Origin of the sequence: Anaerocolumna sp. AGMB13025 (assembly GCF_029689925.1) — a bacterium.
Lineage (GTDB): Bacteria > Bacillota > Clostridia > Lachnospirales > Lachnospiraceae > Anaerocolumna.
Genome location: NZ_CP121445.1, coordinates 3,003,019 through 3,017,500, shown reverse-complemented (window position 1 = coordinate 3,017,500; position 14,482 = coordinate 3,003,019). Strand labels below are relative to the sequence as shown.

The window sequence follows — 14,482 nt, the reverse complement described above, 5'->3', positions numbered from 1 at the left end:
TGCCTAACAGAGTAACCACATCTCCTTGCTTTACCTTATCAAGTCCCGTAACATCAACCATAAACTGATCCATGCATACTCTTCCGATAATCGGTACAGCTTTACCATGGATTAAAACTCTTCCTTTTGACGATAAAAGCCTTGGATAACCGTCACCATAACCAACAGGTATTGTTGCGATCTTAGTCTTGATTTTTGTTACATATGTACTTCCATAACTAACTCCAACACCTGCATCAACCTCTTTTATATAACTGACATGGGTCTTAATTTCCATGGCAGGTTTTAATACGATCTTATTTTTATTAACTTCTTCTGACGGATATAAGCCATAAGTCGAAATCCCGCTTCGAACCATATCTAATTGTGCTTCCGGTAAATCGATAATTCCGGCACTATTGGATATATGCTTAACGGGTATATTGATTCCAGCTTCCTCTAACTGTTTTATAAAAGCAAGATAACGTTTAAGCTGGTTTTTGGCCGAGGTTTTATCTATCTCATCCGCGCATGCAAAATGGGAAAATACTCCTTCTATGCAGATACCTTCCAATGCGTTAATTTTTTTGATTTCTTCCAAACTTTCTATTTTATCGCTAAATCCAATCCGACTCATTCCTGTATCCAGTTTTATATGGATTTTCGCTGTTTTGTTCTGTTTTAAGGCTTCTTTGGATAATTCCTCTGCTGCGCTATACTGAAAAATAGTTGGTGTTATATCATAACGGAGTAATTCTTTATATTGTTCTTTCGGTGTATACCCTAATATTAGCAGCGGTTTTAAAATACCGGCACGCCTTAATTCAATGCCTTCTTCAAGAATAGCGATTCCAAATGCATCCACTCCTATTTGGTCCAAGGTCTTTGCAATGGGAACTGCTCCATGGCCATAACCATCCGCTTTGATAATAGCCATTATTTTTGTAGTATTGTTGATTATTTTCCTTGTGTTGATAATATTTCTGCAAATAGCATCCAGATCAATGTTAGCGGTCACCCTGAAATACCGTTTTTCAATCTCATCTGAATCTGTTAACTCTGTTGACATATGTTCCTCCATTCCGTATCGGGATTTTGATGGTAGTCCTGATACCAATTTTTTCAGGCGTTTTATATATACAAATTGCTTATAATTGATTAAATTCATATAAAATACCTTCAAGCCTTAAAGTGTTATAAAAATTATCAGTAACCATATTGATAATAACAGTATCCATATTGATAATAAATAGATTAAAATTATTTTCATAAAATATCTGAGAAGGATTTGGTAAAAACTTTAATATGACATTATGATATGTTTATTACCATCGAAAGTGCATCAATTATGTCGCTGGCCATTAATGCATAGTTTCCCTTAGCCTCAGAGACCTTATCACCTGCCAAGCCATGTATAAAAACCCCCAGTTTGGCAGCATCCTTTGAAGCCATACCTTGGGCGATTAAGGCTGCTATGATTCCGGTTAATACATCACCTGACCCACCAGTAGCCATTCCATTGTTACCGGTTACATTGATATACCGCTCATTCTGAGATGCTACGATGGTTCTTGCATCCTTTATCGCAAATATGAGATCATTGTTCGTTACGCACTGGTCCGCAATGTCTATAAGCCCCTCTGCTATCTTTGATACCGAAATATTTAATAATCCGGATAGTTCTTTCAGATGAGGCGTTAATACCGTATTCTTTGGAAGGCAAGACTTTATGAGAGTTATCCGGTCAACACCTATGGTTCTATCCCATGAAGATGCATTTTCATTATATATTTTATCATATATGGATTCCTGCGTATTCCTTAACTCATCATCTGAATACATCTGCATATTTTGCATAGGAAGCTGTTCTAGCAGATTAATCTTCCTGGACAGCAGATTTATTCCATCAGCATCAAGTATTAAGGGTACCTTGCTTTTTGATAATACTACCTCTAACAGCCTTTTGGAATTATCGCTGATTCCGATTCCCGGTCCGATTACTATTACGTCTGCCCAATTTAGTTCATTTATTATTTCTTTAAGGACGATTTCATCAAAGAAAGCCTCCTCGTAAGTATATATAAGTGCTTCCGGTAATTGGGATTGCAGTATGATTCGGTTTTCTGAAGATGTCACGACTTTTACCAAACCAGCACCCATTCGGTATGCTGCTTTTGCAGAAAAGTAACAAGCGCCGCTCATCCCTTTTGAGCCAGCAATGATAAGTACCTTACCATAAGTACCTTTGTTGGAGTAATTCTTTCTTTTTGGCAACTTATCTAAATCCGAATCTTCATAACTAAAATAGCGGGAGTTAACTGCAGTAACTGCAAGCTGTGGAAATCCAATATCTGCAACCGTAACACAGCCGGCATATTCGCAGCCTGGATATAAGATCATACCTATTTTATTTAAACCAAAGGTTATTGTATAATCAGCCTTAACTGATATTCCCATAGGTCTTGCGGTATCTGCAGAAAGTCCGGAAGGTATATCTACGGAAAAAACCGTATGTCCGCCTGCGTTTATTTTTTCAATAATATCCTTGTAAACACCTGTGATATCCCTGCTTAAACCAATACCAAATAACGCATCTATTATAATAGTATATTCAGTGATTACTATATTGTTATCTATTGTTATACCTAAATTTCTAACGATAGATAGCTGCTGTTTTGCTAAAAGTGAGGCTTTATCTTCTTCACCAATGAAAAGAATCCTGACTTGATATCCCTCCAAGGCTAAAATACGTGCTGCTGCTATTCCATCTGCCCCGTTATTACCCGTACCGCACACTGCCAATATACGTTCCTGTTTATCTGCGTGTTTTTTTACCTGGCAAGCTACCGACAAAGCGGCCCGTTCCATTAATACAACTGCAGGAATACCTACTTTCTTGATCGTATAATCATCAATCGCTTTCATCTGCGAAGAATTAACTATTGTTCTCATATTAAAACCTCGTTCAACCTGTAGAACTATTACATGTTGCTTTAAAATATTATCCTTCAATACTAATGCTCTGATTTTACTTTATTACGGTGTCCTGACATACCTATTTTACACTAGCAAACAGGGCAATGCCTGCTCTCTATTCTAGATAGCTAACTGGGCAATGTCTGCTCTCTATTTTAGATGGCTAACAAGGCAATGTCTGCCCAGATTTTACTTTAGCATTAATCCGCACTTCGTTCTCCAACCACATATGCGCTGGCGTAATCCTTCGTATTTGTGATACTGACAAATATATTTGCGATTTCCAGAGATTTGCTGAGTTCTAATGCATATCCGTATAAATTAACGTACGGTTTTCCTAAAGGATCTCTTAAAACTTCTATTTCAATGGGTCGTATACCTCGAAAACCAGTTCCGAACATTTTTGAAACCGCTTCCTTCACGGCAAAATTATCTGCATACTTTTGCTTATGGGTAGCTCCCAATTCGATTTCCTTTGCTGTAAAATACTTGTTTAGAAACGTTTCATTCTCACATGCTTTTACCACACGATTAATCTCAATTAAATCAGTACCAATGCCAACAATCATTTAAAACTCCTGTACAGCTATGGTCTTTCCATACCTGTTAAATATTTTTCAGTTCCTCATCCAGCCCCTGCAGCAATTCAGCTCCTAACATATCATGCATATACGCGTAAATGGAGGTGTTTTTCATCTCCATATCTTGTTTTTCCAGTATCTTTTCTTTTAATTCTTCTCTCACTTTTGAAACCCATTGTGTAATTTCGGCAACTCTTTTATTATTGCTATTTAATCTGGCATAACATACCTTTGCGCTTTCAATAATCAACTGCTCATTAACCGCTTTAATCCGGTAGGGTAATTGGATTAATTCGTCTTCTGTGTTATTCATCTTTTCGCTGAGTTCCTTAATAAGCTTTTGATTGCGATCCATTTTTTTCGCTTTTAATTTGCCTGCTTCCGTCTCATTGACATCCATATGAGTGATGATTTCCTGCATAAGCCTTGATTTTAAGGTTTTCATGTCTTTCATATCACTTGTAAGTTTTCCCTGCTGTTTCATTAGATCATTTAACCTGGTTTCAATATCTTTTATATGGGCAGGTTTATCATAATCAGGAAATAGTTCATGCCAACGCTCATCCAGGGTAAGAATTGGAATCTTCTTACCCTTAAATATTTTATCATAATTTACTTCTTTTGATTTTCTCATTTGAATTCACTTCCTTCACCAAAGTAATTACCAGGCGTCAAGTTCTAATTGGTACCAGGAATTCTAATTTTTATCTTCTTTGCTTTCTTCCAAAGCTTTCAGGTTATAGGATAACCGCATTAAGCTCTCTGCCAGATGAACATTCTCTACCATAATATCACCAGGCAGATTAAGGTCTGTAGGCGCAAAATTCCAAAAAGCTTTTATCCCCATTCGAACCAGGTCTTTTGCAAGGGCTGGTGCTTTTAACTTTGGAATCGTTAATGCGGCTATATGAACTGTATTATTTTTCACAAAATCCTCTAACTCATCCAGCATGCGGATTTCTGTACCACGGATTGATATTCCTTCCAGTCTTGGATTTACATCGAAAATTCCTTTTATATAGAATCCCCGTCTTTCAAAATCCGTATAGTTAGCCAGAGCCTGACCCAAATTACCTGCTCCGATTATTATTAAATTATAGCATTTATCTAAGCCTAAAATCTTACCAATTTCTGTATATAAGTATTCCACATTATAACCATAGCCCTGCTGACCAAATCCCCCAAAATTATTCAAATCCTGTCTGATCTGTGATGCAGTTACCTTCATTCTTTCACTTAATTCTTTGGAAGAGATTCGGACTACGTCATTCTCTAACAGTTCTCCTAAATACCTGTAATACCTTGGTAATCTTTGTATTACAGCTAATGATATTTCCTTTTCCTGCACGATTATTCCTCCTATACTATTTAATGTAATTATTCACTGTCTTTCATAAACCAATGTGACTGAATAATCACAAAACTCACAAAACCCCACTTTATTAAATAATTATATGTGATTGATATTAAATTGTCAAATATAGTTTACCTAGTCATTTACTTGACATTCTTCCTGTGTTACAATATGATTTTAGTAGAATTATACTTGCATAAAATTAACGGAGAATAACATTATGATATTAGCATGTAAAAATATAAGTAAAAGTTTTGGGACAGACCAGATTTTAAATAATATTTCCTTCCATATTAATGACCGGGAAAAAGCTGCCATTGTGGGGGTAAATGGAGCTGGCAAATCTACTTTATTTAAAATTATCATGGGCGAACTTCCAGCCGATGAAGGAGAAATTATATTTGCGAAAGGAAGCTCTGTCGGTTATTTAGCTCAGCATCAGGATTTATCCTCTGAAAATTCAATATATGATGAAATCCTTACCATAAAAAAAGATGTTATTGAATTAGATAATTCCATACACAAACTGGAACTGGATATGAAGACTGCCTCCGGTGATGAATTGGAACGAATGCTTACAGCATATACAAGATTAACCCATGAATTCGAATTAAAAAATGGATATTCCTATAAAAGTGAGGTTATCGGAGTTTTAAAAGGACTTGGTTTTGAGGAAGAGGAGTTTATGAAACCGGTAACGAACCTTTCCGGAGGACAAAAAACCAGAGTTGCTCTGGGTAAATTACTTTTAAGTACACCAGATCTGATTTTACTTGATGAGCCAACAAACCATCTGGATATGGAGTCCATCGCCTGGCTTGAGAACTTTTTACTCAATTATAAAGGTGCTGTAGTCGTAATTGCACATGACCGTTACTTTCTAAATAAAGTGGTAACAAAAGTTGTAGAAATAGAAAACTCGAAAGCCACTTCTTATGAGGGCAATTACTCTGCTTATGCAGAAAAAAAAGCGTTTCAAAGAGATGCCCTGTTAAAGCATTACTTAAACCAACAAAAAGAAATTAAACACCAGGAGGAAGTAATTGCAAAACTTCGTTCTTTTAACCGTGAGAAATCCATCAAACGTGCGGAAAGCCGTGAAAAAATGCTGGATAAGATTGAGCGTATTGAAAAACCTATTACTCAGGAATCGCATATGTCCATCCGCCTTGAGCCTCACGTAATCAGCGGCAATGATGTACTTACCGTTACAGACTTAAGCAAATCCTACCCTTCCCTAAACCTGTTCAAAAAGATCAGTTTTGATATAAAACGTGGTGAAAAAGTAGCAATCATCGGTAATAATGGAACCGGTAAAACTACAATCTTAAAAATCATTAATCAGTTAATTGACTTTGATGAAGGTGAAATTAAATTAGGGGCTAAAGTTAAAATCGGGTATTACGACCAGGAACACCAGGTATTAAATCCTGATAAGACATTATTTGATGAATTGCAGGATACCTATCCTGATATGGATAATACGGAAATCCGAAATATTTTGGCAGCATTCCTGTTTACCGGAGATGACGTGTTTAAACGCATTAAGGATATCAGCGGTGGTGAACGGGGCAGAGTCTCCCTGGCAAAACTCATGCTTTCCGAAGCTAATTTTTTAATTCTGGACGAACCTACCAATCACCTGGATATATCTTCAAAAGAAATACTGGAAAATGCTGTTAATCATTATGCAGGCACTGTACTTTATGTCTCCCATGATCGTTATTTTATTAATAAGACTGCCACCAGAATTTTAGATCTGACGGAACAGAAACTTCTCAATTACATTGGCAATTACGATTATTATCTGGAGAAAAAACCGGAGATGGAATTACTTTACTTATCAGATGCCAAGTCACAGTCTCCTGCTGCTTTTGGTTCCAGCGATATGGATACATTAAACGGAGACGGTAAGCAGGATTGGAAACAACAGAAGGAAGAACAGGCCAAACTTAGAAAACGTCAGAACGATTTAAAGAAGACTGAGGACGAAATTCATAAATTGGAAACCAGAAATGAAGAAATCGATACTCTTCTGACAATGGAAGAGGTATTTACCAATGTAACCAGATTAATGGAACTTAATACAGAGAAGAAAACCATTGAAAAACGCTTGGAAGAACTATTAGAACTATGGGAAGAACTTGCAGAATAGTTCAATTAAATAAACCAATTAGATTCTCTATAAATGCACACTGAGGTCTTTGTAATAACTTCATAAAAAAACAAAAAAGCTGCTGTAACGTTAATTCTTTGTTACAGCAGTTCTTTTTAGATATATAGGTTTTTATATAATTCATTGCATATAAATTTTATATTTAGAGTCTTTTATATTCTTTATATAATATTTCAAATATAAAATATTATATAAAATATGCATGGTATTTTATATAATATTGTTTGAATATAATTTTAGCATGACATATAAATTACAACCCATACAATGCCCATTGACTACTATGTCGTCTTATAATCCCTGTTCACTGATATTCTTAATTGTATTCATAATATGTTCATGTGCCAGGAATTCAGCTTTTTCGCCATCTCTTTGCCTTATGGCATCTAATATGGCTGTATGTTCCTTATTGGAATTCGCTGCCCGGTTGTCAGATGATAAGGTTATCTTACGGATACGCTGTACATAATGATGAAAATCGGATAAAACATGATTTAATATCTTACTGTCGGATGCTTCATAAATCAACTGATGAAATTTATTGTCCAATTCAACAATCTGTTCATGATGCTCTTTCTTGGTATGAAATTCTGATAAATATACGATTTCCTCCAATTCATCAATCTGTTCCTGAGTAATATGTTCACAAGCCCACCTTGCGCACAGTCCTTCCAGATAAGAACGTATTATGTAAATGTCGTGAATGTCTTTTTCCGATATACCATTTACATAAGCCCCTTTGTTAGGAATGATGTTAACCAGCCCTTCCAGTTCAAGCTGCCTTAAAGCTTCTCTTACCGGGGTACGGCTGACACCAAGTTCCACACCAATGGAAGTCTCTTTTAATTCTTCGTTCTGACTATATTTACCGGATAAAATGTCCTCTCTTATCTTATTAAAAACCCGTCCTCTAAGAGAATACTTATCCGTTACTTCCTTATGAACATCTTTGTCGTCCACAAAAAAACCTCCTATAGATTTTCAATCGTACTCATTAAATAATCTGCAAATTCCGCACTGGTAGCACCGGTATTTCTTCCAGTGATAACAAGTTTTTTCTCAGAAATGGTACAAATATCAAGCGCTTTATATAATTTTTCAGCTTCCGCCCCATATCCGATATGTGCTAATAACATAGCACCTGCGCGGATTACGCTGCAGGGATCAGCATAGATATCTCTGCCTTCATCCACCATACGGGGAGCTGATCCGTGAATTGCTTCAAACATGGCGTATTTCTTACCAATATTGGCACTGCCGGCAGTTCCTACACCGCCCTGAAATTCAGCCGCTTCATCTGTAAGGATATCTCCATACAGATTAGGTAGAACCAGTACCTGAAAATCTTTTCTTCTCTTCTCATCTACCAGTTTAGCAGTCATGATATCAATATACCAATCATCTGCTGTAATATCAGGATATTCTTTAGAAATTTCTTTAAACATATCCAGGAATTTACCGTCTGTTGTTTTAATTATATTAGCTTTGGTTACTGCTGTAACTCTGGTTTTACCATTATTTTTAGCAAACTCAAAAGCTGCACGGATAATTCTTTCTGTACCTTGTGAAGTTACTACCGTAAAATCAACACCAAGATCCTGTGTTACATGGATGCCTTTACTTCCTACGGCGTATGCTCCTTCTGTATTTTCTCTGTAAAAGGTCCAGTCGATTCCCTGTTCCGGAATGCGTACCGGCCTGACGTTGGCAAATAAATCCAGTTCTTTTCTCATCGCAACATTGGCACTTTCAACATTCGGCCATGGATCGCCCTTTCGTGGCGTTGTTGTCGGTCCCTTTAAAATTACATGGCATTCTTTCAATTCCTCTAAAACAGCAGGGGGTATCGCTGCCATCTCATTAGCCCTGCGCTCTATGGTCAATCCATCAATCACTTTAAATTCAATCTTTCCGGATTTCACATCCCCTGATAATAAATATTCCAAAACTCTTTGAGCCTGGGAGGTAATTGCAGGACCGATACCATCTCCCCCGCATACACCGATAACTATCTTGGGTAACTCTTTATAGTTTATGAAATCACCTTGCTGTTTCATGACTTCAACTCTTTTTAATTGTTCCTCCAATAATCTGCCAAACTGTTCCTTAGCTGCTTGAATAAAATCCGTCATTTTTATCCTCCATTTTTATTTATATTATACCAACTACATACCAGTTTATTTCATTTTTCCCCAATTGTCAAATCACAGATAATGACTTTTCGTAATTTATTTAACAATAGCCTGCTGATATTTTTAATATATCTAATATGAATTTTTATTTTTTTACATTATTTCAAGGCTTCTTTTACTCCGTTAATTACTGTTATTAATTCTTCGTCGGTAATTACCGTAACACGACCATCCTCATATTCTTTATCTACCCATTCTTTTACTTTTACAACAACAGGATTAGACTTATCCACTGCATCCTTTCCTTTTAGCTTAAAGTAAGCATTCATCCAGTGGGCAATCCCAGCCAGACCGGAGGTATTAGAGACAGATACCAGCACAGGTCTGTTCAGGAATTTCTCCGTGTCGAATATATTATAGATTTCTTCGTTCTTAAGCAGACCATCAGCATGGATACCGGCCCTTGTAACATTAAAATTCTTACCTACAAAGGGCGTTCTGTGGGGTATATTATATCCGATTTCATTGGTAAAATAATCGGCTAATTCCGTAATGACTGTAGTATCCATACCATCCAGGCTTCCCTTTAACTGGGCATATTCAAATACCATAGCCTCTAAAGGTGTATTACCGGTTCTCTCACCAATACCGAATAGTGAACAATTGACACCGCAGGCACCGTAGAGCCAGGCTGTGGTTGAGTTAGTAACCGCCTTATAAAAATCATTATGTCCATGCCATTCTATCATATTGGATGGAACTCCGCCATGGGTTAAAAGACCGTATATAATACCCTGCACAGAACGAGGGATAACCGCACCTGAGAAATTAACACCATATCCCATGGTATCGCAGGCTCTGATTTTAACAGGAATACCGTACTGTTCACCTAACTTCATAAGTTCAAGGCAAAATGGGATAACAAAGCCATGGATATCGGATCTTGTTATATCTTCCAGATGACATCTGGGTGCCACACCAGTTTCCAGACATTCCCGCACCACACTTAGATAGTGGTTCATGGCTTCACGCCTTGTCATCTTCATTTTATAAAATATGTGGTAATCGGAACAACTTACTAATATTCCAGTTTCCTTCATACCGATTTCTTTCACCAATTCAAAATCTTTTTTGCTGGCACGGATCCATGAAGTCACTTCCGGGAATTCATAACCTCTTTCCATACATTTATAAACAGCATCTCTGTCTTTTTTACTGTATAAGAAAAATTCACTCTGTCTGATAATACCTTTTGGTCCGCCAAGTCTATGTAAATAATCAAAGATCGTAACTATCTGTTCAGTTGTGTAAGGTGCTCTGGACTGTTGTCCGTCACGGAAGGTAGTATCAGTGATCCATATTTCATCGGGAAAATTATGGGGTACGATTCTATCATTAAACGCTATCTTTGGCACCTCATCATAGGGAAATAAATTCCTAAATACATTAGGCTGTTCTACATCAACCAAAGGATATAAATGTTCTTCCAATTGAAGTAAATTGTTATGTGGATTCATAAATACTTTCCTGTTTTCCATGTTAAATTCTCCTTACCGTTTTTAATGAGCAATATATAAGAATATATGCCTATATTCTCATGATATTTTTTTAACGTTTTAAATTCTGTTTTATTGTATACAATTATACCGTCCTTGTCAAGTGAAAATTTTGATGTTGTAACCAATTATCACATTAACGTATTAAATTCTGGCAATATGCCTATAAATAACCTTTATTTTTTCATCTGATTGTTATATAATGTTTTAATAGAATATCCAACATAAAATAATTAGTTCAGAAACGGAAAACCCCGCTTTATTTGGAACCGCTTCTGACTTCTGGTACGTTATATTATGTTAATAATAAAAAAGCGAGGTAACGTTATGCAAAAAAAGAAACTTGTAGTTGCATTGGGAAGGAATGCGTTTGGGGATACCTTTCCCGAACAGCAGAAAGCAGTTAAGATAGCAGCAAAAGCAATAGCTGATCTGGTAGAGGATAATTATAATATTGTTATTACCCACAGCAACGGTCCTCAGGTAGGTATGTTCCATACAGCAATGACGGAATTCAGCCGTCTGGACTCAAAATACACGGTTGCTCCCATGTCCGTATGCAGTGCTTTAAGCCAGGGATATATCGGTTACGATTTACAGAATATAGTACGGACAGAATTATTAAACCGAGGAATTTTTAAACCGGTAACTACCTTGATTACACAAGTTAAGGTTGACCCCTTTGATAAGGCTTTTAGTAATCCTGCTAAAATAATTGGACGTTATATGTCTTTGGAGGAAGCAGAACAGGAAAAGAAAAAAGGTAATTATGTTGTATATGAGGAAGGCAAGGGCTATCGCAGAATTATTGCCTCCCCAAGACCTAAGGATATTTATGAAATCGATGCCATTAAAGCACTTTTAGACTCCAACCAGCTGGTTATTGCCGGCGGTGGCGGCGGAATTCCGGTTCTGGAACAGGGCACTACTCTAAAAGGAGCCAGTGCAGTCATTGAAAAAGACTATACCAGTGAATTATTGGCTGAGTTGGTTTCAGCAGATATTCTTTTATTCCTGACGGGAGTTGAAAAAGTTGCCCTTCATTATGGAACGGAGGAAGAACAACCCCTTGATTCCATAAGTGTTGAGGAAGCAAAGGAATATATTAGAATGGGTTATTTTGATGCTGCTTCCATGCTTCCTAAAATTGAAGCTTCAATACAGTTTATCTCTGGTATGCCAGAACGGCAGGCTATTATAACCCATATCGAGAAAGCAAAAGAAGCCCTTCATGGTAAAACTGGTACAAGATTTGTTTTATAACTGTCAGGTTATTATCGTTGCATTATACAACAAAAAAGAAAGGATCAGATATATTAATTAGTTTTTCGATTTCCAATGGTAATTTCAGCTGTCGTACTGTATAATTATCATTGGTGTTTTTATTTAGTCGCATAATTAATTATACCAAAAAATCGCTGAAGTCTCATGACCTCAGCGATTTTTCTTTTAGGGGAGTTTTTTTACAGCCCCTTTCTTTTTTATTTAATCAAATGAAATGTACTACATTTAATTATAATAATTGCTCTAATAGTTTTTGTACAAAGAATATTATGCACGGAGTATTATTCACAATACTTCCGTTCTATTGTATACTTCTTAGCGGTATATTGTAATTTATCTCATGTTAGATAAGAATTCTTTTATCAGCATATTAGTATCTAACTTCATCAGATTGCATAATTACTTAAATCTTCCTGGAAGTTCTTAATCATGGCTTCAAATACATTAATCTGACGGGTCAATTCATTGATTTGTTCCACATATACTGCTACATTGGAATTCGCTTCCTGGGTAGACGCTGAATTCTCTTCTGCGATTGCTGCCAGACTCTGGATACCGTCAAAAAGATTCGATATATTATCCGCTTCCAGTTTCAGATCCTGGGAATTTTGTATCATTAAATCAGAAACTACTTTCAGGCGTTCGTTGGTATGACTTGATGTATTAACAGCATCAGTCAGCTTTGTATTCTCAAGTTCCAGTACATCATATTGTACATCTATTCCTTCTACTACTTCATTGATACTGGATACAAAGGTTGTTAAGCTGTCATTGATCTGGTTAACGGCATTATTGGTTTCTTCCGATAACTTTCTTACTTCTTCTGCTACAACAGTAAAGCCTTTTCCTGCCTCACCAGCCCTTGCAGCTTCTATTGAAGCATTTAATGCCAGCAGGTTAATCTGTTTTGCAATGGCGGCAACGATTAAAACAATTTGTGTAATATCATTGGCATTGTTCTTTAATTCATTACTGCTGCGTCTGATATCATTAAACTTATGTAATACTGCTGTAATCTGGGATGCGGTTGACTGCACATTCTGGAAACTGTCTTCGATTCCAACTACTGCTTCTTCAATCTGTGACTTATTCGTTTGACCGTCGTTGGATATATCGGTAACATTCTGTATACTTCCATCTAAGACCGTTATTGCATTCTCCGTATCTTCTGCCTGGGTTATAGCTGCTCCTGCCACCTGGTCAAGGACGGTTGTAATATCATTACTGGTATTCTGCATGGTGAGAGCGATATCTGCAACAGATTTATTAAATGTGTATAACTCGTCCACAATTGCATTAAATCCGATAAAATCTTTTTGTACGCCTCTCTTTATATCATTGATACGTTCCATCATTTCTTCATATTCATCATTGGATTTTAAAACAATGGATTCTACAAAATTACGATTGCTTAGTTTCCCCAGTTCCTTCATTATCAGTTTTTTAGGTCTGTTAAAAAGCATGGAGGATAATAAGGATATGATGAGGGTCACACCTCCGATAATACCGGATTTCACAGGACCTGCTGATATTGCAAAGGATAAGGCTGTTAGGATTATCGTATTAAGTATGGCAGTTTTAGCCGCCGTATTTTTAAATACTCCCAGGGAAAACAAACGGCTGATATGATATTTTTTCGTAAACTGTATTTCCTTTTCAAAGGTTAGTTTCAGTTTTGTTTCATTCTCCTGCTTACTAGCAAGTTCTACCTTTATCTCTTCTTTAAAATAGTTGGCAACTCCACTAACTAATCCGGTAAGATAATCAATCATTCCTCTTTTGGAGCGGTAGGTAAATATGATATCATGAGATGATATAGGCTCAACATCAAGTACCGGGGGTACCGCACCTTTTATTCGTTTCATAACGATGACATGAACATCGTTCATGGATTTTAAAAACTGGTACGCAGATTCATGGCGGAAAAATCCGGGATAATTCTTACTGAATGTCTTAATGTTTTCCTCTCCCATAGTAGACCAGATTTCTTTATGACTTTTACCCGCAGCATTACCTATGTGATCTATTATTCCCTGAGCTATTCTGTCTTCTACATCTTCCAGAGGTGTAAATATATGATCGCTGGATAAACCATATGACTGCAGGGCGTTGTTTACTATTGCATCTCCAAACAATTTTCTGCAGGATTCTACCCAGGATGATACTACTGTGCCTTTCATATTCCTTTCTCCTTTGCAATAATTTATAGTAGAACGGATTTGCTTTAAACGGAAAGTAAAATATTGTCGTTTTTATTCAGAATCTGCCGCTTTTACTATTGACTCAATTATAAAACAATCATTTCATAAATACAAGATATCCCAGTACAAATTAAACAGGAAAATATATATTACTAGCTGCTGTCATTACCTTAAGCCCCCTCTGATTTATGACCGCAGCTTTTTTGTATCAAAAAATATCAAAAAGCATACTATAGCTATTAT

The 14,482-nt window shown here is 36.5% G+C and carries 11 protein-coding genes and 1 pseudogene (1 of these 12 cut by a window edge); 2 read left to right on the top strand and 10 right to left on the bottom strand.

Translation table 11 applies throughout. The features are described 5' to 3' along the window. The 5 genes from alr to QA584_RS12280 all read right to left on the bottom strand — a co-directional run. Nucleotides 1–1,048, bottom strand: the 5' portion of a protein-coding gene (alr, locus tag QA584_RS12300; protein ID WP_278274801.1) for an alanine racemase. Its footprint begins 140 nt before the window's first position; 1,048 of the gene's 1,188 nt are visible here — the first part of the coding sequence; its start codon is at nt 1,046–1,048; the stop codon falls past the left edge of the window. 242 nt (nt 1,049–1,290) lie between these two features. Further along, entirely contained in the window at nt 1,291–2,931 is a 1,641-nt protein-coding gene (locus QA584_RS12295; RefSeq protein WP_278274800.1) for an NAD(P)H-hydrate epimerase, read from the bottom strand. Between the two features lie 224 nt (nt 2,932–3,155). Continuing rightward, nucleotides 3,156–3,524, bottom strand: coding sequence for a holo-ACP synthase (acpS, locus tag QA584_RS12290; RefSeq protein WP_278274799.1), 369 nt, complete (start codon nt 3,522–3,524; stop codon nt 3,156–3,158). A gap of 37 nt (nt 3,525–3,561) precedes the next feature. Beyond that, nucleotides 3,562–4,170 carry a hypothetical protein gene (locus tag QA584_RS12285; RefSeq protein WP_278274798.1) on the bottom strand — a complete coding sequence of 203 codons (609 nt, stop codon included), beginning with the start codon at nt 4,168–4,170 and terminating at the stop codon, nt 3,562–3,564. A 63-nt stretch (nt 4,171–4,233) separates the two neighbouring features. Continuing rightward, a complete protein-coding gene (locus QA584_RS12280; protein WP_278274797.1) occupies nt 4,234–4,884 on the bottom strand; it encodes a redox-sensing transcriptional repressor Rex in 651 nt (216 codons plus the stop codon). 226 nt (nt 4,885–5,110) lie between these two features. Between QA584_RS12280 and abc-f the strand changes: the two genes are divergently transcribed. After that, nucleotides 5,111–7,045, top strand: coding sequence for a ribosomal protection-like ABC-F family protein (gene abc-f / locus QA584_RS12275; protein ID WP_278274796.1), 1,935 nt, complete (start codon nt 5,111–5,113; stop codon nt 7,043–7,045). A 312-nt stretch (nt 7,046–7,357) separates the two neighbouring features. Here the strand turns inward: abc-f and QA584_RS12270 are convergent, their stop codons facing one another. From QA584_RS12270 to QA584_RS12260, 3 genes are all read right to left on the bottom strand, one after another. After that, entirely contained in the window at nt 7,358–8,026 is a 669-nt protein-coding gene (locus tag QA584_RS12270) for a GntR family transcriptional regulator (RefSeq protein ID WP_278274795.1), read from the bottom strand. A gap of 11 nt (nt 8,027–8,037) precedes the next feature. After that, nucleotides 8,038–9,198 carry an isocitrate/isopropylmalate family dehydrogenase gene (locus QA584_RS12265; RefSeq protein WP_278274794.1) on the bottom strand — a complete coding sequence of 387 codons (1,161 nt, stop codon included), beginning with the start codon at nt 9,196–9,198 and terminating at the stop codon, nt 8,038–8,040. Nucleotides 9,199–9,356: 158 nt separating this feature from the next. Continuing rightward, entirely contained in the window at nt 9,357–10,736 is a 1,380-nt protein-coding gene (locus QA584_RS12260) for a 2-isopropylmalate synthase (protein ID WP_278274793.1), read from the bottom strand. A 345-nt stretch (nt 10,737–11,081) separates the two neighbouring features. Between QA584_RS12260 and arcC the strand changes: the two genes are divergently transcribed. Next, nucleotides 11,082–12,017, top strand: coding sequence for a carbamate kinase (gene arcC, locus QA584_RS12255; RefSeq protein WP_278274792.1), 936 nt, complete (start codon nt 11,082–11,084; stop codon nt 12,015–12,017). Between the two features lie 34 nt (nt 12,018–12,051). Here the strand turns inward: arcC and QA584_RS28850 are convergent. Both QA584_RS28850 and QA584_RS12250 read right to left on the bottom strand, forming a co-directional pair. Next, nucleotides 12,052–12,150, bottom strand: a pseudogene (locus QA584_RS28850) (transposase); the annotation flags it as partial. Between the two features lie 274 nt (nt 12,151–12,424). Further along, nucleotides 12,425–14,218 (bottom strand): heme NO-binding domain-containing protein, encoded by a 1,794-nt coding sequence (locus tag QA584_RS12250; protein WP_278274791.1) that lies wholly within the window; start codon nt 14,216–14,218, stop codon nt 12,425–12,427. Nucleotides 14,219–14,482: the final 264 nt, after the last annotated feature.

What these genes read in the sequence shown, in the direction of transcription:
- abc-f (WP_278274796.1), top strand. Translation starts at nt 5,111, where the DNA reads ATGATATTAGCATGTAAAAATATAAGTAAAAGTTTTGGGACAGACCAG.
- acpS (WP_278274799.1), bottom strand. Translation starts at nt 3,524, where the DNA reads ATGATTGTTGGCATTGGTACTGATTTAATTGAGATTAATCGTGTGGTA.
- QA584_RS12295 (WP_278274800.1), bottom strand. Translation starts at nt 2,931, where the DNA reads ATGAGAACAATAGTTAATTCTTCGCAGATGAAAGCGATTGATGATTAT.
- QA584_RS12265 (WP_278274794.1), bottom strand. Translation starts at nt 9,198, where the DNA reads ATGACGGATTTTATTCAAGCAGCTAAGGAACAGTTTGGCAGATTATTG.
- QA584_RS12285 (WP_278274798.1), bottom strand. Translation starts at nt 4,170, where the DNA reads ATGAGAAAATCAAAAGAAGTAAATTATGATAAAATATTTAAGGGTAAG.
- QA584_RS12260 (WP_278274793.1), bottom strand. Translation starts at nt 10,736, where the DNA reads ATGGAAAACAGGAAAGTATTTATGAATCCACATAACAATTTACTTCAA.
- arcC (WP_278274792.1), top strand. Translation starts at nt 11,082, where the DNA reads ATGCAAAAAAAGAAACTTGTAGTTGCATTGGGAAGGAATGCGTTTGGG.
- QA584_RS12250 (WP_278274791.1), bottom strand. Translation starts at nt 14,218, where the DNA reads ATGAAAGGCACAGTAGTATCATCCTGGGTAGAATCCTGCAGAAAATTG.